The following is a 19,008-nucleotide window of genomic DNA, read 5'->3' on the forward strand; positions in this document are numbered from 1 at the left end:
GAGCGGTACGAGGGTGTTGGTGTCACCGCCGGAGAAGGCCAGCAGGGCGGCGGAGACGGCCGCCAGGGCGAGGACCCCGTGCCGGTGCACCTGACGGTCGGCCTTGAGGGCGAAGACGTGCGGCAGATAGTTGTCCCTGGCCAGCAGGCTCATCAGGACGGGCAGCCCGCCGAAGGAGGTGTTCGCGGCCAGCGCCAGCAGCACCATGGTGGCGAACTGGACCACGTAGAAAGCGATGTTGTGTCCGAAGGACGCGTCCGCGAGCTGGGCGAGTACGGTCACGCCCTCGACCGGCTGGAGATGGAAACGTCCGATCAGCACCGAGAGCCCGATCAGCATCACCCCGAGGAGCGCGCCGAGCGCCACCTCGGTGCGCTGGGCGCGGCGGGCGGCCGGGGCCCGGAAGGACGGCACCGCGTTGGCCACCGCCTCGACACCGGTCAGCGTCGAGCAGCCGGCCGCGAACGCCTTCAGGAGCAGCAACGCCCCCACGGCGGTGGCCCCTTCGCCCAGCGCGGAGGCATGGCCGTCGGCGGAGGCGGTGCTCACCGGGCCGTCCCTGAAGAGCCCCACCGCGATCATCGTGAGGATCGAGCCGACGAAGAGGGCGGTCGGCACGAGGAACGCCTTCGCCGAGTCCACGACGCCCCGCAGGTTCACGGCGGTGACGAGCACCAGGACGGCCAGGCAGATCCAGACCCGCTCCCCGTACAGCTGGGGGAATGCCGAGGTCAGGGCGGCGACGCCCGCCGTGACCGACACGGCGACGTTCAGGACGTAGTCGAGGATCAGGGAGGCGGCGGCGACCAGGCCGGTGCGTCGGCCGAGGTGCTTCCTGGCGACGGCGTAGGAGCCGCCGCCGTCCGGGAACGCGGCGATGACCTGCCGGTACGAGGCGACGAGTACGGCGAGCAGGGCGGCGATCGCGAGCGTGACGGGAAGCGTGAAGCCCATGCCGTACGCCCCGGCCGCGGCCAGGACGAGCACGATCGACTCGGGCCCGTACGCCACGGACGCCATCGCGTCGAGGGACAGGGCGGAGAGACCCTGGAGCGCGGTCAGCCGGTGCCGGTCCCCGGCCGCGGGCTTCGGTGCGCCGGTATCGGGAGGCTCCTCCTTGCTCGGGCCGTGCCCTGCCGTGCTCGGTCTACCCATGTCGATGGACATTTTCGCTCGTTCCTCCGTCGGACCAACTGAGGACAGCGTGGGAACAGCACAGCCCGATGACGAGCACTCCTGGCGGCTTCCATACGGCCGCGGCCCCAGTCTTCACACACTCCTGACGCCGGTCGCCGGAGAGCCGTGGGACCGTAGCGTGCCGGGGGGGGTGGGCTGACGTCCGCCCATCCGCAGCGGGCGCCCGATCGTGCCCCTACGACTCCGTGCGGTACCTCGCCGCTCGCCGATCAGATGAAACGGCTGCTGGACCGCCGACCCGTCCTTGTCGATCTGGAGCACGGGGACGTACGGTCCGTGCCTCCGGACGAGCGGCGGCTGTGGAGGAACCCGAGCCCGTGACGGGGCTGTGGACGTCCTCAACCGCAGTTGCGGGAATTCACCCGCAGTTGGGGGAATTCACCTTCAGGCTCCGTGCTCCCGGGCCGACGCGATACCCGCCCGTACCGCTTCCAGAAGGGCTTCCAGGCCCTGCGCCCGCTGCCATTCCTCGGCCGAGTGGTGCCATGTGTCCTGCGTCGCCGGTGCTTCGGGCGGACCGGCGACGATCTCGACGGTCCACCTCCCCTTCCGGTCGGGGCCCGTGACCCGCAGGTCCATGTTCCGGATGTGGAACCGCTTCGGATAACTTCCGAAGACCTCCAGGATCCGGCCGTCGAAGGTGTAGAACTCTCTACCTGCCCTGGCCGTGATCTCGTCGGTCATGGGCTGACGCTACCTCCGGGGTCCCGCGGCTGTCAGGCCCTCGGCCCGCCTCGGCACCCGGATCTCCCGACCGCCGCGAGTGACGACCGTGGCCGGGCGTTCGGCGCCGTACCTCTACCAGCATCCGAGGGAGGGCCGGGCGCGACGTGTGCTCGTCCACAGCGGGCGCCGGGGTCGTGTCCGGACGCCGACGGCCGGGGGCAGTGCTCAGGGGACGGTCAGGACGACCTTCCCGTGAGCCCGGTGGCTGCGCAGACGGTCGGCGGCCTCGGCGGCGCTGTCGAAGGTGTGCACGCTGTCGATCACCGGCCGGACGCGCCCGTCGGCCACCGCCGGGATCACGTCGGGGCCGAGCGCCGCGATCACCTCTCCCAGTTCGGCGGCGCGGCCGAAGCCGAACGACACTCCCCGTACCGTCAGGTGCCGGTAGGACAGGGCGTCCAGGTCGATCGTGGCGATGGGCCCGTCGAGGCGGCCGATGTTGACGAGGTGCCCGTCGACGCGGGTGGCGGGCAGGCAGTCGGCGAAGGTCTGCCCGCCCACGTGGTCGAGGACCAGATCCACGCCCTCGCCGCCCGTCGCCTCCAGCACGCTCCGGGTGAGGTCCTGACTCGAGGTCACGACGACCGCATCCGCTCCGTACCGCCTGAGCAGGTCCTCCTTGTCCGGGGACCGGGTCGTGGCCACGAGGGTGCCGGCTCCCAGCGCCCTGGCGACCTGTACACCGATGAGGCCGATGCTCGACGTGGCACCGGTGATCAGCACGGACTGCCCGGCCCGGAACGCGCCCCGCGTGAGCGCGCCGTGCTCGGTGAGCAGCCCGGTGCCAGCAGACCGAGGCTGACCAGCAGCATCCGGCGCTTGCCGTACATGTCTCCGAGCCGCCCCATGACCGGCGTGGCGACGGCTCCGGCGAGCAGCGTGGCGGTGATCGCCCAGGTCGTGTCGGCCGCCGACGCGTCCAGCAGCCGGGGCAGTTCGGGCACCAGAGGGATCACGATCGTCTGCATCAGCGCGACGACGACACCGGCCAGGGCGAGCACGGCCACCAAGCCCTTCGACGGTTCCCGCCGGTCCTCTTCGGGGCTTCCCCCGGCGTGCGATGAAGTGCTGGCCACCACAGATACCTCCGCGTTCCTGCGTGTCGGGCCCACACCCATGACGTGGGGCGGCACCCGTGGACCGTTTTAAGTCACTCGCTTGACTTACGTTAGCAAGCTGCCTTCACTGGTTACGTACGCCGGAGCCCCAGCGCCCCGGAGACGGGTAGCCCGGAGTCCGGCCGTCGTTGTACTTCGTGAACTCCCCGTGAGGTGGTGACCATGACCGGCAGAACCGCCCGTTCCCAACGGGCCGACGGAACCAAGGAAGCGATCCTCGACGTGGCCGAGAGGCTCTTCGCCGAGCATGGCGTGTTCGCCGTGTCGAACCGCCAGATCAGCGAAGCCGCCGGGCAGGGCAACAACGCCGCCGTCGGCTACCACTTCGGCACCAAGACCGACCTCCTGCGGGCGATCGTCCGCAGGCACAGCGAGCCGATGGACGCGCTGCGCCGGCGCATGCTCGACGAGACCGGGGACTCCACCGACGTACGGGACTGGGTGGCCTGCCTGGTGTGCCCGGGTACCGAGCATCTGACGGAGCTGCCCCACCCGACGTGGTACGCACGGTTCGGCGCGCAGCTGATGACCGATCCGGTCCTGCGAGAGGTGATGGTCGAGGAGACGTTCGGCCCGTCGATCCAGCGAACCCTGGACGGACTCAACCGGTGCCTGCCCGACCTGCCGCTCCCGGTGCGGATCGAGCGCGGTGACATGGCCCGCAACCTGCTGGTGCACATGCTCGCCGAACGTGAGCGCGCCCTCGCCGACGGCACCCACACCGCCCGCCCCACCTGGCACGCGTACGCCACCGGCCTCATCGACGCGATCACCGCGATCTGGCTCGCCCCGGTGACGCCCGACCACTGAAGCCACCTGTCCGCGGGCCGAGCCCCCTCCATGGGGCCCGGCCCCACCCATCGGGCCCTGCCTCACCCACGGGGCCGCCCATGCCCTCCTGCCGAGGAGCCCCATGAAAGCGACCGTGGACGAAGGCACCTGCGGCGGTACCGGCAGCCGCGCCCTGACCGCACCGGACGACTTCGGCCGGTGCGACGACGACGGCATCGGCATCCTGCTGGACACTCAACCGGCAGGGACATTACGGGAGTCGGTGCATGACGAGGCCGCGCATGTCCGCCCCGCACCTGAGGTATCCGCCTCATGAAGGCTCCCGGCAGTGTCTTAGTGGTCGGCGCCTCCGCGGCGGGACTCACCACGGCGGAAACACTGCGCGCGGACGCCGTCGTCATCGCTACAGGGCTGAGCCCCCGCCTCCTACCCGGCCAGGCGGACCTGGCGGGGGCGCACGTGCTGCGTACCCTCGACAACGCGCTCACCCTGCGTGCCGAACTGACGCCCGGCGCACGCATCGTCGTCGTCGGTGACGGCGTGCTCGGCACCGAAATCGCCGCCACGGCAAGCACCAAGGGCGAACTGTCCCCGTCGGAAGCGGCGCGGACCGGGGTGCTGCTGCTCATCGCCGGTCACGAGACCACGGCGAACATGATCGCGCTCGGCACGCTCGCCCTGCTACAACACCCCGAGCAACTGGCCGCGCTGCGTGAGGCGCAGGACCCGAAGCTCGTGGCCGGAGCGGTCGAGGAACTGCTGCGCTACCTGCACATCACCCACAGCGGACGACGCCGGGTGGCGCGGGAGGACATCGCGGTCGCCGGGCAGCTCGTCAGGGCCGGCGACGGGCTGGTCATCCCCAACGACATCGGCAACCGCGACCCGGACGCCTTCACCGACCCCGACCACCTGGACATCCACCGCGACGCCCGCCACCACGTGGCGTTCGGCTTCGGCGTCCACCAGTGCCTGGGCCAGCCGCTGGCCCGGATGGAACTCCAGGTCGTCTACGGCACCCTCTACCGGCGCATCCCCACGCTGCGGCTCGCGGCGGAACTGAACGACATCCCGTTCAAGCACGACGGCTCTGTGTACGGCGTGTACGAACTCCCTGTCACCTGGTGATCCGCCACCACCCCACAGCCCTCCCCTCACCTCCCCCTCCCCAAGGAGCACAGTGAAAGTCACCCTCGAACAGGACAAGTGCGTCGCCTCGGGCCAGTGCGTCATGGCGGCCCCCGAGGTCTTCGACCAGCGCGAGGAGGACGGCATCGCCGTACTCCTGGATGACACCCCCTCCACGACGGACGCCCCCGACGTCCGCCACGCGGCCGCCGTCTGCCCGGCGCTGGCCATCCACTTGGAGGAGTAGCCCCTCAGCGGGCCGGGCGACGGAATCCAGGCCCTGACCTGCCCGAACCGTGGACAGTAGAGGCGGTGAGGCGGTCGGCGAGCACGGCGGCCGACCGCCTCCGGCCGATGCGCACCGACAGGCCAACAGGCCGCCGGTGCGGTGAGGGCCGATACTGGTGCGGTGAGTGTTTCGCCGGTCGAGCCTCATGTGCGGTGTGTGGACGGCAGCAGCTCGTCACCGGTTGGCGACCCCACGGGCTGACCGGCGCGGCCCATGCCGATTCCTCTGTGGAGGTCACCATGACTGTCCAGCGCACGGACCCCGCCGTAGCCGCCTTCGTCGCGGCAATCAACTCCGGTGACAAAGAGGCGTTCTTCGCCGCCCTGACCGAGAACGCCACCATGTCCGACGACGGGACCGACCGCGACCTGAGCGCCTGGACGGAGAAGGAGATCTTCTCCGCGAACGGCCACCTGGACGTCGAGAGTGCGTCGGACAACGGGCTTTCCCTGACCGCCGTCTACACCAATTCCACCTGGGGAAGCATGCGGACCCGGTGGAACTTCACCGTCACCGACGGCAAGGTCAACCACTTCGAAACGGGCCAGGCCTGACCCCACCCGCACCGCCACAGCATCCGCGGCATCCGCGGCCGAAGCCTCCAGCGACGTCAGCGCCTCGCCCTCGACCGCATGGCAGCCGACGGAGAGCCCCCGTATGGCGAATCCCGGAGAGGCTGAAACCGCGCTGAAACCGTAGTGAACCCGCTCGGACCCAAGCTCTGCGGCATGACGACAACGACCGACGAACTCGCTATCTCAGCCACCGGGTTGCGCAGGTCCTACGGCCAGAAAACCGTCCTCGACGGCGTCGACCTCCACGTTCCCGCGGGCACGGTCTTCTCTCTCCTCGGGCCCAACGGCGCAGGCAAGACAACCGCGGTCCAGATCCTCTCCACCCTCATCTCCGCCGACGCCGGCACACTGCGGGTGGCCGGGCACAACCTTGCCGTCGAGCCCCAGGCGGTGCGCGCCTCGATCGGTGTCACCGGGCAGTTCTCCGCGGTGGACGACATGATCACCGGCGAGGAGAACATGCTCCTCATGGCGGACCTGCACCATCTCCCCCGTGGTGAAGGCCGCCGGGCCGCCGCCGAGTTGCTGGAGCGCTTCGATCTGGCCGAGGTCGCGAAGAAGCCCGCTGTCACCTACTCCGGCGGTATGCGCCGCCGTCTCGATCTCGCCATGACCCTGGTCGGCAGCCCGCGGATCATCTTCCTCGACGAGCCGACCACCGGCCTCGACCCGCGCAGTCGGCACGGCATGTGGAACATCATCCGCGAGCTCGTCGCCGGGGGTGTCACGGTCTTCCTCACCACTCAGTATCTGGAGGAGGCCGACCAGCTCGCCGACCGTATCGCCGTTCTCCACGGCGGCAAGATCGTCGCCCAGGGCACCGCCGGGGAGCTCAAGCGGCTCGTTCCGGGCGGGCATGTCCGGCTCCGGTTCGCCGGGCCGCAGGCGTACGAACACGCGGCCGACGCCTTGCGCGGCGCCACCCGGGACGAGGAATCACTCTCCTTGACCATCCCCAGCGGCGGCAGTCAACGCGAGCTGCGCGCCATCCTCGACCGGCTCGACACGGCCGGCATCGAGGCCGACGAGCTGACCGTGCACACCCCCGACCTCGACGACGTGTTCTTCGCCCTGACCGGCCACCCTGCCGCGTCCGGCGCACCCACGGCACCCACCACAGCCGCCACGCCCGCAACGCCCGCAACGCCCGCCGCCAAGGAGACCGCCCGATGAGCACCCTGTCCCTCACCGTGCGCGACTCGTCCACGATGCTGCGCCGCAACCTCCTGCACGCGCGGCGCTACCCCTCCCTCACCCTCAACGTCCTGCTCACGCCGATCGTCCTGCTGCTGCTCTTCGTCTACGTCTTCGGCGACGTGATGAGCGCCGGCATCACCGGCGGCGGAGCGGACCGCGCCGAGTACATCGCCTACCTCGTCCCCGGCATCCTGCTGATGACCATCGGCGGAACCTCCGTCGGCACCGCCGTGTCCGTCTGCATCGACATGACTACGGGCATCATCGCCCGCTTCCGCACGATGGCGATCTCCCGCGCTTCCGTGCTGATCGGACATGTTGTCGGCAGTGTGGTGCAAACGCTCATGGCCCTGGTGCTGGTGCTGGGCGTCGGCCTTGCCATCGGCTTCCGCCCCGAGGCCACCGTGGTGGAGTGGATCGCGGCGGCCGGCCTGCTGACCATGGTCAGCCTGGCACTGACATGGATCGCCGTCGGTCTCGGTCTGGCCAGCCCGACGCCCGACGGTGCGAGCAACAACGCGCTGCCGCTGATGATGCTGCCGTTGCTGTCCAGCGCGTTCGTGCCGGTGGACGCCATGCCGGGCTGGTTCCGCTGGTTCGCCGAGTACCAGCCCTTCTCCCCCGCCATCGAAACCCTGCGTGGGCTGCTGCTGGGCAGCCCGATCGGCGACAACGGATGGCTGGCCATCGCTTGGTGCGCGGGCCTGACCGTGCTCGGCTTTCTCTGGTCGACGGCGCAGTTCAATCGCGAGCCGGTGCGCTGATCGCGCGCAGCGCCGCCGCCCTCAACTCAGCGCTCTCCAGGGCCGTGTACTCCGACACCGCGTCGGCGTACGCCGCCCCGGCAGCGTGCCCGGCGGCCTCGGCGGCCTGGCGTGCCCGTGCGGCGGACAGCGTCGGGAACTCCCGCAGCACACGCATCCGTTCCGCCAACGCCATCATGCGTACGGCCGAGATGTCTCCCCGACTGAGACCGGCCAGGCCGAGCGCCCGCAGAACCGTGCCGTACACCGGAAGCTTCTCGGGGGACTGCGGACCGGTCCGGGCGCTGAGCAACGCCCGCAGCCCCTCCCGGAGTTGAACGGGCAGCTCCCCGAGCAGCTCCAACCGACCGTGCTGTGCATGCGCGGCCAGTGCCGCCGACTGCACTTCCAGCGACCACGGGTCCACGAACTGATCCGGGGCCTGCGGCAGGCGCCCTGCCCGCATCCGTTCCACGGCCTGCCGCCACAGCTCAAGCCCGCCCTCGGTCAGACCGCGGGCCAGCGCGATCTCCGCCCGCGCCGCCAGGTCCGGGGTGAAGAATTCCTCGCTCGCCTCCGGCTGCTGGTCGAGGACCGCCTGCTCCAACCAGTACTCCGCCTCGTCGACATCCCCGCGCTGCAGGCAGGCAAGCACCAGCCCCCAGCGGATGCCGATCGAGTCCGACAGGCCCTCGAACCGGTCGAGCGCACCCAGTGCCGCCCGCAGATGGTGGTGCGCTTCCGTGCCCCGTTCGGTCTGCAGACACAGGTCGCTGATCCGGCCGTGGCTCAGCGTCAGCATCGCCGGATTCCTCAGCGGCCCCAGAGCGTCGAGCGTCCGGCGGGCGGAGTCCAGCGCCCGTTCCACGTCGTTCTCGTACTCCCACACGTAGCTGGCGACACACTCGGCGAGGCCCGCCACCAGTGGTTCGTCCGCTGCGCACAACTCGCGCAGGCGCGCGTAGTCCGGCGGGCGTACCTCGGGCGTGGCGCACAGGACGACGGCCAGGGCCCGTTGCAGGGTGTCGGGCGCGGCGGGCGGCAGCCGGCGCAACGTGACGAGCTGGCGCACGGCGTGGGGCCCGTAGTGCATGAAAAGGGCGGCCGCGCACACGGCCGCCGCGCTCCGGGCCGTCTCGACGTCCTCGGGACCGGCGTGGAAGCGGGAGAGCGGACCGCCGGTCTCGGTGGCGAGGGCCGCCAGTCGCGTGTGATTGAAGTCGGTGGCCCAGAGCGAGGAGAGCACCGCCGTGAGGGCCGCGGTGGTGGGGCCGTCGGCGCGCGCCAGGGCGTGCCGCAGGGCCAGGACGAGGTTGTCCTGCTCGGCCCGGATCCGACCCCAGGATGGCAACGGGTCGGCGCTGAAGAGCGCGTCGTGGTGCGTACGGCCGAAGGCCCGTGCCCAGGCGAGGAATCCGAGGGTGACGGTCTCCTCCTCCCCGGCCTGCGCACGTCGGGCGGCACTGAACTCCCGTACGGTCTCCAGCATGTGGAAGCGCATCCCGGACGTGGTCTCGGCCGCCTTGATCAAGGACTGATCCGCCAGCTGCTCCAACAGGAAGAGCGCTTCCCCGTCACCGCAGCCGGTGATCACACGCTCCGCCGCGTCCTCGGTGAAACCTCCGGGGAACACCGAGAGCGCACGGAGCGCGGCTCGCCCTCCGGGCTCCAGCAGGTTCCAGCTCCACTCGACGACGGCGTGCAGGGTGCGATGCCGCTCCGGTATGTCCCGTGCTCCGCCACGGAGCAGAGCGAAGCGGTCCCGCAGTCGGCGGCCGATCTCCGCCACGGGCAGCACCCTCACCCGGGCAGCGGCCAGTTCCACTGCCAGCGGCAGACCGTCCAGATGACGGCAGAGTCCGGCCACGGTGGCGGCGGGCAGCTCGACATCGGGGCGGACGGACCGGGCCCGCTGCCCGAAGAGTTCGACGGAGGTGGCGAGAGTCAGCACCGGCAGCGCGTACAGGGATTCCGAAGTCAGCCCGAGGGGGGCCCGGCTGGTGGCCAGCACCCGTAGCTCCCGCGACCGCGACACCAGAGCCCGTACCAGGTCGGCGGCGCCGTGGACGACCTGCTCACAGTTGTCGAGTACGAGCATGACGGGGCCGGAGCCCAGCGCTCCGACAATGGCGCCGACAAGATCCCCGCCCCCGGCGAAGTGCAGTCGCTCCCCCAGCCCGACCCCGACCCCGAGCGCCGATGCCACCTCCCCTGCCACATCGTCATCAGCCGTGACACCGGCGAGCGGCACGAAGTGCACCACACGCTGTTCGGCGGCCCGGCCCACGGCGTACGCGAGCCGGGTCTTGCCGAGACCACCGGGGCCGGTGACCGTGACGACCCGTGAGGTGCGCAGCAGCCCGGTCACGGCGGCGATGTCGCTCTCCCGGCCGAGCAGCGGATTCGGCTCATGCGGTACGCCGTGCCTGACCACTGGTGCCTCGGCGCGCAGCAGCTCCTGATGTACGGCCTTGAGCCCGGCCCCGGGGTCGGTGCCGAGCTCGTGACGCAGCCCTCGCCGGTAGGCGTCGTACCGCCTCAGCGCGCCGGCAGGTCCTGCCGTGACGGCCTCGCAGCGCAACAGCTCCGCCAGGACCTCTTCGTCCCGCGGCAGTTCCCCGGCCAGCTCGGCCAGTGGCCCCACGGCCTCTTCGCGCCGCCCGACCCGGGCCAGGGCGAGTGCGCGGGTGCGGACCAGCCCGCGATGGGCAGCGGCCCGCGCGGTACGCAACGCGACCACCGGGTCGCGCAGATCTTCCCCGACACCTGCGGCCACCACCCCGTCCCACAGGTCCAGCCCCGCCTCGGCTTCCTCCAGGGCACCTCCGTGGTCACCCTTGCGGGCCCGCTCCACGCCGGCCGCCTCGTGCAGCAGCAGTGCGGAACTGTCGACCTGCGCCTCATCCAGCGCCAGCCGGTATCCCGTCGGCGTGCTCACGATCAGCTCGGCGCCCCACTGCGACCGCACCCGGGAAACCAGCACCTGCACCGCCTTGCCCGGCCGCTCCGGCAACGCCTCCGGCCACAGCCCCTCCACAAGCCTCCCGACACTGCACCCGGCCCGCAGGTCAACGGCAAGCAACGCAAGGAGCCCGCGCAGACGCGGCGCGGTCATCTCCTGCCCGCGATAGGCGACGCGGGGCAGGAAGATCAGCTCAGAGGTCACCCGAGCAGACTAGCCAGCGCCCGGGTCACCCGGATCGATCCGCCGGGCGGCAGGTCAGCTCCCGTCGTATCCCGCTGAGCAGGCTGCCCGCATTTGATAATCGGTCCAACACTCCCGCGTGCCTTCGTGATGTGCCGTCACATTGGGGTGTCGATTTGGCTAGGCCTTGTCCGGCCGATCATGTGACTGTTGCTCGTCCTGGTCGTTGATGTGGACATGGGGCGGGGCCAGAGTCCCAGTCGATCTCACCAGCCGCGTCGGCCGCCGCCTGGACCTGCCGGAACAGGCGTTCCCAGGTCCCGTCGCCCGACCACAAGCTGGTGGGCTCCGCCATTGTCCGCGCGCACCAGCATGCGGCGGAGCCCACACCGACCCACCGTCGACGCTCACCCCAAAGGGGACCGAAGAGATGGAATACGAGGGCGAGACGCCGTGGCAGGGCCTGGTCGCCCGCCTGGTGGAGGTGGTGCTGGAGGCGAGGGCCTGGGCCGTTCGTGAGGAGAATTCACCAGCGAGCTCCACCTGAGCGCCGACGGCTGCTGCCGTCCGCTGTCCCTCATCGTCACTCCAGGCCAGCGGGCGGACTGCACCCAGTTCATGATGGTGCTGGAGAAGCTCCGCGTCCCCGGATCCGGCCCAGGAAGGCCATGCGCGAAGCCGGACAGCCTCGCGGCCGCCAAAGCGCACAGCAACCGCCCTGTTCGCGAGTACCTGAGACGGCGAGGCTGTCCGCCACACGATCTCCGAGAAGACCGACAGCCAGGCCGCCCGCCTGCGGAGAGGCTTATACGGCGGAGGGCCAACCGGGTTCGACGAGGACCGCTACAAGAAGCGCAACACCGTCGAACGAGCGATCAACCGCCTGAAACAGTCCCGAGCGGTCGCCACGCGCTAGGACAAACGCGGCCAAGTCGCCCTCGGCACCGTCACTTCGGCATCGGTCGCGATCCGGCTCCGACCGTGAACCCCTACGCGACCCAGCAGTAGACGTCCTGGCCCTGGCCTCGGGCGCTGCTGATGAGGACAGCCAGATCACCCAGGATGACGGAGGCGATCTCCGTGTCGATGACATCGCCGTCCTCCGTACGCTGCGAGGACCGGGCGACAGCGGCATCCTTCAACTCGGCCCCCTCAGCCTCGGCGAGTGCTGCGGACAGGCGAGGCGAGATCGCGAAGACGACGCACCCGTCATCGCCCTGACCGGCGACGAGACGAGGCTCACCAGCTTCGACGAGTTCCTCAAGGTTCCCGCCGGCAAGCAGACGTTCCCACTCGACCACAGCTTCTTCGGGATCGAAGTTACCGAACGAGAGCGACTCGAACACGCCTTGCGGCCCGGTCTGAAGAACCAGGGCCGCTGACGTGTCGTCCGGAGCCGCGGAGAACTCGACGATGACGCTCACCCGGGCATCATGCCGGACCGCCCGCGACCATAATCGACCGGACAGCTACTAACTGGTAGCGCTATGGCCGACTGCCCGGATATCAAGATGCTGCCACGACCCTGCCCGATCGTGATCGTTCTCGGATCATTGGGGACGTCGTGCAGTTCGTCGCCCGGAACAGACCAGAAGTAGTCGTGCTCAAGTGTCACCGTGCTGCTGGACCCGCACACCGCACATGACGCGCACGCACAAACCCGCAGGTCAGTCGCCCCTTCTTCACCGGCTCCCGGCGGGCGCGTCACCACCGAGCTATCGGGCATTCCACCGACTGCTCCATGCATCGGGCTGTTCCGGGCCGGCGCCGGACCCGTTGCTGATAGGCGCGGTCGAACGAGGCCAGCGCCTCGTCGATGTCCGTGATTTCGGTGAAGAGACCTTAGGAGGAGCCGAATCGGGCCGCGGCCTCCTCCAGGTCGACGCGCTCGTCAGCCGGTGGGGCATTCAGCTGCACCCACCGGCTGGCAAGACGGTCTGGATCGAGGCTTGCCTGGCCCTCAACAGCGGCCACCGGAGACGGGACCGTGACCCGCACCTGTCATGCGTGGAGCGCCACGCACTCGCGAAGCAGCGATTCCATGCGCAGCTGAGCGCCTTCGCGGTCGAAGACCTGGAGGGCCTCCAGGCAGGTCACAACCCACCGCGCCTCGTCCTCATCGACCTCACCCCTGACTGCCACAGCGGTCAGCGCGCTCTCCCAGTCAAACCATCCGTCCTTGTACTCCTCCGCCAGGGCCCGGTATCCGCCAGCGAGCAAAGTGTCGGCGTACAGGCCCGTGTCCTTGACGAAAGTGCGGGCGCGGACCCGGTCGGTGCGCAGGTCGGCCAGGCGGCGCAGCGCCTCGTCGGGGTCGTCCAGCTCCAGGTGCAGGCGGTGGGCAGAAGCGACGAACTGAGGCCAGCCGCCAGTCAGCTCGTGAAGCCGGTCCAGGCGGTCCTCGCGCTGGAACATCTCGACGCGCTGGGCCCAGCCACGCAGGCTGCGGCGGTCGTGGCGGCGCAGTACCACCGAGGCGGCCGAGGTCGGCTCCGTGCCGGTAAGCAGCGGGCGCCACAAGGCCAGCTGAGTGGTGTCGATGACGAGGACAACCGCGCGGGTCACGCCAGGAGTGAGAGGCAACAGCGTCTCGGCGAGGTCGACGGCCTCGCGGCAGGTCTCGGGACGCACCGGGTCCCGGTAGTTGACGAAGTCACTGATGACCACGCGTCGTTCACGGGGGCGTCCGCCGGTGAGTTCCTGTTTGTAGATGCTGGGTTTGCCCACGGGCGGCAGTGTCCAGTCGGCGATGCCCGCCGTGAGTGTCCGCAGGGTGCGGGTGACGTCGTCGACGCCGGTGGCGGGGGTGCCGAGGACGACCCTCGTCTGATTGGACCGCCGACCGAGGAGGTCGTCCAGCTGCGTGTTGGTGAGCGGTGCGGGCTGGCCGTCGTGCAGCTCGGGACGGCCGTCCTGCACGATGCTCTCCTGGAGTTCGCAGTCCTCCTCGGCCCTGAGAAGGCGGGCCTCCACCTCGTGGGAGGTGCCGATCATGCGCAGGGCGTTGGGACCGCGCAGATGCCAACCCAGGCCGTCGTGGTTGGGCGCGAGGATGCCGAGGCCGACCATCTCGGAGAGGTAGGCGCGGAAACCCTCGGTGTCGAGCTGCTCGAACCCCCGACGCCAGTACGTCTCGCACTCCTCGCGCAGTTCGGTGTCACTCAGTCGTACCTCCAGGCCGCGGTGGCGTGCGTGATACGCCAGCACGTTGGCGATCACGTCGTAGCGGTGGTCGAGGCTGAGGGTGTCCTTGAAGGCCGCCGAGATACTGTCCCTGAGTCCGGCGTCCGACTCCACGACCTCGATATCCGTGAGCTCCACCGGGTACGGAGGCCCCTCGGCGCCGCGCCGCGTCCGCTTGCGGTGCATCAGCTCCACCAGCCGGTGACCGAACATCTGCAGCAGAAACGGCTGGTAGGAGCAGTAGCCGAGCACCCGGTTGACCAAGTCCATGTCCTGGAATTCGAAGCCTAGTGCCCGCATCGGCTCGACCAACAGCTCGGCGGCGAACTGGGGGGCGAGCGGGCCGATCACCTTCGGGGTCTGGGCGAGGTGGCCGAACGGCCCATTGCTCGCGAGCTTGGCGAACCGCTGCACCGAGTGCAGCCCGGCGAAGACAACCTTCGCACGGTCCTTGGTGTCGTCCCCCAGGCCCTTGAGCTTCTTCGTCTGGTGGAACCGAGGGGCGTCGGCCTCGAAGAACTGGTCACACTCGTCGAGCAGGATCAACAGCCGACGGCGCGAGTCCGCGTCGGTCCAGGCCCGGATGCCCGCGCGCACGCGCTCGGAGATGTCCGTCGCGGACCTGCGGCCCTGCGGGCGACCCAGTACCTGCGCCTCGGTCAGCTTCCGGTCCAGGACGCTCCACAGTGCCTCCGGGCCTAGCGAGCTGCCCTTCCCGATGTTCTCGTGGTCGAGGTTCACATACACCGCTTGGTGGTAGCCGGGGCGCTGCTCCACGAACTTGTCCCCGGCGTCGGCGAGCAGTGCCGACTTGCCCAGCCCCCGACCGCCGAAGATGACCTGAGTGCCGCGCGGGTCGAGGATGCTCTTGCGTTCGGCGTCACGGCCGTAGAACATCTCACCGCCGATCCGGCCGCGCTTCTCCCTGATGTAGGGGTTGACACCGGAGAACGGCAACAGGGTCTGTGTGGCAGTGCTGACCTGGCGGTTGCCGCGCGCCGCGAGGTAGGCGAGAACGGCGTCGTCCACCACCAGCAGTGGCTGCGACGATCGTGCGGAGCCGACGGCCAGTTCGACCCGCGCCTCACGGTTCAGCGTACCGAAGTAGACGACGAGGAGGCTTACTCCGCTGGTGTCGCGCTCCGCCCAGCTCATGACGACTCTGGCGGGCGGCCGGCCCCAGACCATCAGTACGCGCAGGTTGCCACCCTGCTCCTTGATCTGCGAGCCGAACGCGGGCGCTTTCGCCCTGCCGTTGATCTCCACCTCGGTCGCTTCGAAGAGGCGGTACTCGCGTCGGTGCTGGGACCGCTCGTCAAGTTGCCTTGCACTCTTGGCGTCGTAGCCGAGGAGTTTGAGGAGTGGTGGTACCCGCCGCGTCGGAGCCACCTGGAGCCGGTCTTTCGGCTCGGTGGCACCCAGCACCCGCCACTCGTCGAGGGCGTCGGCCGCCAGTGCCGCCTCATCGGGGGACAGATCGCTGTAGTCCAGGACAGGAAGGGTCAGGTGCTTGCCGCCGGACCGAACAAGGTCGACGAGGTCGCGGTCAATGCCCCGCGGCAGACCGTCGGGCACGGCCGGGAAGAACTCTGCCAGATGGGACTCGCCAGCCTCGATCTCCGGAACGGGTTCGCCGATCTCCAGGAAGTAGACAAGGTCGGCGGAGGTGGCCAAGCCGCCAGTGTCCAGGTGCCGCAGAACCTGGGCGCGTTCCTCCGCAGTGGGGTCCAGGGCGTCGAGTCGGGCCCTGATCCGGTCGTCAGCCTCCTGCCGGAAGGCGGGCAGGTCGCTGCGCACCGTGTCGAGCGCCCGCCGTACCTCCACCAGGTCATGTGTCTCGGCGCCGTCGAGCCGCTCGCGAGCATCGGCCAGCAACTCCTGGAGGCGCAGATCCTGGTCGTCGGTCACAGCGCCATCGGCCTGGGCACGATGCAGCTCGGCGACGAGTTCATCGTGTGCCGTGCGCAGTTCCGTGCGCCTGATGGTCTCCTGTTCCTCGATCTCGGCGAGCGTGGGCAGCGTGGACTCCCCGGGCGGCGGGGCGGGCAGCATGCCGCGTCCGGCCAGCTCGACGATGGTGCGGGCCGCAGTGAAGGCGTCGTGGTCGAGCCGCTCGGCGAGTCCGTCCTGCCAGCTCCGGCCGACCGCGGTGAGTAGCTCGTCGAGCGAGGAGCGCTGGTCCGGGGTATCGCACACCTTCAGCAGTTCTGCGTCCAGCACGAGTTCAGGGGCGAGCAAGCCGATGGGGCGTGTGGTCGCGGTGTCACCGGTAAGCAGCGCGAACAGCTCCTCCATGGAGGCGCGCGCTGCCCACGCCGTCGCGGCGGAGATGGCGCCCGAGCGCCGCGCCAGCTGCTCCAGCTCGGCCAGTACAGCCTCCTTGCCGTCCAGCAGCGAGTGTCGGAGGGAGGAGATCTCCTTGATCGCCCTTCCGCTGTCGGACCGGTCGCCGCGGTGGGTGCCGTCGACCACCAGACACCACTCCCTGACCAGGCCGACAGCGCGCTCCACAATGTGCACCAGATCCTGCCGCCCCGCGCCCTGGAGCGGTTTGCCGCTGGATGAACGGTGCTTGCGGTCCATACGGTCGATCTCGTTGTTGACCTCAGCCAGTTTCGACAGGCGTTCGGTCTGTTCCTGCACGTGCGGGAAGGCGTCGCGATGGTCTCGGACCACGGCCATGAGCAAAGATCCAAGCGTCCCGTCGTCGGGGGCCAGCCATCGCTTGGCGATCTCCGTCGCCCGCGCGAACCGCAATCTTTGGGGCGCGAGCAGGACACGGCACTGCTCGCGCAACTCCCGCAGCCGAGCTTCCCGCTCCGCGTCATCGGCGATAACAACCAGCGGAGAGACGATCAGGGCACCACTGAGAGCCCGGTCGGCAACGGCGGTCGCGGCCTCGCCGAGGCGGTCCGGGAGCCGAGGCACCAGCGTTTTGAGCTGAGCGCCCGCCAGATGATCGCCGGTGATCAGCGCGGTGCGCAGCAGGGCCGGCAGCAGCAGAAGTTCGCTGCCCTCCGTGTCACGGCCCAGGTATCCGCCATAGCTCTGGAGCAGGTCCGCGGTCAGCCGACCACCCTGGCTGTCGCCGGAGGTGAGCAGCGCGGCGGCACCGGCCAGACGGAGCGCAGCCACCTGCGGCTCGGGGTTCCCTGCGGCGCTCGCCACGTGGTGGGCGAGTCCGAAGCGCCGCTCGACGACCAACCGCGCCAAAGCCCGCTCGGCGGCGGTCTCGTCGGCACCCCGGCCCTCGATCGCCTCGTCCCTCTCATCAGATGTGGCCGTGGCGGCGACCGGGGCGGGTACGTGCTTGTGGTTGTCGTCCGGTCCGGCGGGTGTGGGCGCGACCGCGGGCACGGGGGACGGAGTGGGTCCGGAGCCGGTGTTCGGGGCGTTGGGCGGCGCCTGGTCTCCGTGGGCAGGTGCCACGATCTGTACGTCGTCGGTGTCGAGCGGATCTGAGGCCGTCGCGACGGGCGCGGCGGCTTCCGGTCCGGGGACGGGGGAAGTCGCAGTCTCCGGGACGGGACAGCTAGGGGCCTCGTCACGCGGGGTCCGGTCTGCCTGCTCGATAGCCTGCTTGGTTCCGTATCTCCCGATCGTCGCACTGTCGGCGGGCTCCGTGCCATCGGCCTCCGCCGCGACCGGCTCCTTGTCTGCGGCATCCCGCTGCGCCAAGGTCAGTTCAGGAGCCATGACCGCCGCCATGGCACACACGGGCAGCCCTCGCACGACCTGCTCCTGCAGAGCCAGGATCTCCGCCGCCGCGTCTGCCTGCCGCCCTAGCCGAATGAGTTTGGCCAAGGCGGTGAGTGCGGCGCATTCCTCCCGTTGTGCCTGCTCCCACACCGGCGTATCCAGCAGGCGGCCGACCGCATCACGCACGGATTCGGCGGCAGAGGCGGCGGCACTGTCGGGACGGCAGACGACCTCGAGCATTCCACGCAGGAATTCCCGTGTCCGGAGGTCATACTCCTGTGCCACCCGGTGCGCGTCCGCTGCGCGCGTCATGTCCTCCAGCCGACGAGCCACCCCCTCGATCCCTCCCGCACGGAACACCGCTTCGGCGCTGTCGAACACGGCGCTCAGCACGGTCAGCGATGCCAGGTCCTCGTCCTGCGGAGGTCGGCCGTCCGCGACCGCGCGCGTCACCTTCTCCAGGGCGTGCCGGGCTCCGGCGAGGGCGGACACCAGCTCCCGGCAGACCTCGTCCGGCCTCCTCGCCTCATCGGCCCGGTCATCGTCGGCCGCCGTTTCGGATACGTCGTTCGAGACGGCGGCGAGCGACGGCTCCTGCTCCTCCGCCTCGCCGGACACGAAACCAGGGTGCGCCACCACGATCGACCGTGCCAGGTCACCGACAGCGACGAGTCGTGCCGTTTCACTCTCGTCGGCCATCGCTGCGAACCAGTCCTGGTCCGCAGCCCAGGCAAAAATGTGGGCATGGGCGACGGAGGCATCGCACCAGGCGAACATCGCAGCCCGGACCAGCGTCGCGCCCCACCGGGAGACGGGGTCGGAGGCGGGCTTGCCGTCCGGTGCGATGACGTACGTAAACACCTGGTCCATCACGGTCTGCGTGAGCTCCCCGATCCCGCAGTTGCAGGCGTGCTGCCGGGCGTCGCGCCGCAGCCGGGCCAGAACGTCCTGACACAGGGCAGGCCCGGCCCGTCGAGGAGCGGCCATGCGGATGCCCAGGTCGCCGAGCAGCTTCTGCCGGTCCCTGGGCGGCAGGGAGTTGAAGGCGAGTTCCACCATGTCCACCGTGAGCTCGTTCAAGGCGGCGGCGGCCGGGAACTCCAAGGCGTTGAGAGCGTCGGCTAAGCCTGCGAGTTCCTTGGCCGAGGAACTCGGCGGGGACAACGGCGCCCCCGTCACGACGTGGTAGCGGTCATGCATGTACGCGTACTCCGTT

Annotated in this window: 13 protein-coding genes and 1 pseudogene; 7 read left to right on the forward strand and 7 right to left on the reverse strand. The window is 69.9% G+C overall.

The window, feature by feature from the left end; genetic code table 11:
• The 4 genes and pseudogenes from A6A29_RS46610 to A6A29_RS46620 all read right to left on the reverse strand — a co-directional run.
• Nucleotides 1-1,155, reverse strand: a 1,155-nt coding sequence (locus A6A29_RS46610; protein WP_443333357.1) for an APC family permease, incomplete at its 3' end; no start/stop codon positions are given.
• 426 nt (nt 1,156-1,581) lie between these two features.
• The gene (locus A6A29_RS16970) at nt 1,582-1,881 is read right to left on the reverse strand and encodes a hypothetical protein (protein WP_073720920.1); all 300 of its coding nucleotides are present in this window, start codon (nt 1,879-1,881) and stop codon (nt 1,582-1,584) included.
• A 207-nt stretch (nt 1,882-2,088) separates the two neighbouring features.
• Entirely contained in the window at nt 2,089-2,646 is a 558-nt protein-coding gene (locus A6A29_RS46615; RefSeq protein ID WP_241838523.1) for a quinone oxidoreductase family protein, read from the reverse strand.
• Nucleotides 2,647-2,699: 53 nt separating this feature from the next.
• Nucleotides 2,700-2,891: pseudogene (locus A6A29_RS46620) on the reverse strand (MFS transporter); the annotation flags it as partial.
• A 312-nt stretch (nt 2,892-3,203) separates the two neighbouring features.
• On the opposite strand from A6A29_RS46620, the gene A6A29_RS16985 reads away from it, so the two are divergent.
• From A6A29_RS16985 to A6A29_RS17015, 7 genes are all read left to right on the forward strand, one after another.
• Complete coding sequence (locus A6A29_RS16985; RefSeq protein WP_073720953.1) at nt 3,204-3,851, forward strand: TetR/AcrR family transcriptional regulator; 648 nt, start codon at nt 3,204-3,206, stop codon at nt 3,849-3,851.
• Nucleotides 3,852-3,954: 103 nt separating this feature from the next.
• Nucleotides 3,955-4,149, forward strand: coding sequence for a ferredoxin (locus tag A6A29_RS16990; RefSeq protein ID WP_073720921.1), 195 nt, complete (start codon nt 3,955-3,957; stop codon nt 4,147-4,149).
• On the forward strand, nt 4,146-4,961 hold the full coding sequence (locus A6A29_RS16995; protein WP_079182804.1) for a cytochrome P450: 816 nt from the start codon (nt 4,146-4,148) through the stop codon (nt 4,959-4,961). The genes A6A29_RS16990 and A6A29_RS16995 overlap by 4 nt, the downstream gene beginning before the upstream one ends.
• Before the next feature lie 52 nt (nt 4,962-5,013).
• Nucleotides 5,014-5,208, forward strand: coding sequence for a ferredoxin (locus A6A29_RS17000; protein ID WP_073720923.1), 195 nt, complete (start codon nt 5,014-5,016; stop codon nt 5,206-5,208).
• 281 nt (nt 5,209-5,489) lie between these two features.
• Nucleotides 5,490-5,804, forward strand: coding sequence for a hypothetical protein (locus A6A29_RS17005; protein ID WP_073720924.1), 315 nt, complete (start codon nt 5,490-5,492; stop codon nt 5,802-5,804).
• 174 nt (nt 5,805-5,978) lie between these two features.
• Nucleotides 5,979-6,998 (forward strand): ATP-binding cassette domain-containing protein, encoded by a 1,020-nt coding sequence (locus tag A6A29_RS17010; protein WP_073720954.1) that lies wholly within the window; start codon nt 5,979-5,981, stop codon nt 6,996-6,998.
• On the forward strand, nt 6,995-7,786 hold the full coding sequence (locus tag A6A29_RS17015) for an ABC transporter permease (RefSeq protein ID WP_073720925.1): 792 nt from the start codon (nt 6,995-6,997) through the stop codon (nt 7,784-7,786). Before A6A29_RS17010 ends, A6A29_RS17015 begins: the two co-directional genes overlap by 4 nt.
• On the opposite strand, the gene A6A29_RS17020 is transcribed toward A6A29_RS17015, so the two are convergent.
• The 3 genes from A6A29_RS17020 to A6A29_RS17040 form a co-directional block, all read right to left on the reverse strand.
• A complete protein-coding gene (locus tag A6A29_RS17020) occupies nt 7,764-10,931 on the reverse strand; it encodes an ATP-binding protein (protein WP_073720926.1) in 3,168 nt (1,055 codons plus the stop codon). The two genes, A6A29_RS17015 and A6A29_RS17020, sit on opposite strands and share 23 nt — an antisense overlap.
• A gap of 968 nt (nt 10,932-11,899) precedes the next feature.
• Nucleotides 11,900-12,334: a hypothetical protein gene (locus tag A6A29_RS17035; RefSeq protein WP_073720928.1), complete on the reverse strand. Its 435-nt coding sequence runs from the start codon at nt 12,332-12,334 to the stop codon at nt 11,900-11,902.
• Nucleotides 12,335-12,911: 577 nt separating this feature from the next.
• Nucleotides 12,912-18,992 carry a hypothetical protein gene (locus A6A29_RS17040; protein WP_073720929.1) on the reverse strand — a complete coding sequence of 2,027 codons (6,081 nt, stop codon included), beginning with the start codon at nt 18,990-18,992 and terminating at the stop codon, nt 12,912-12,914.
• Nucleotides 18,993-19,008: the final 16 nt, after the last annotated feature.

It is taken from the genome of Streptomyces sp. TSRI0281 (genome assembly GCF_001905125.1).
In the GTDB taxonomy this organism is placed as follows: Bacteria; Actinomycetota; Actinomycetes; order Streptomycetales; family Streptomycetaceae; genus Streptomyces.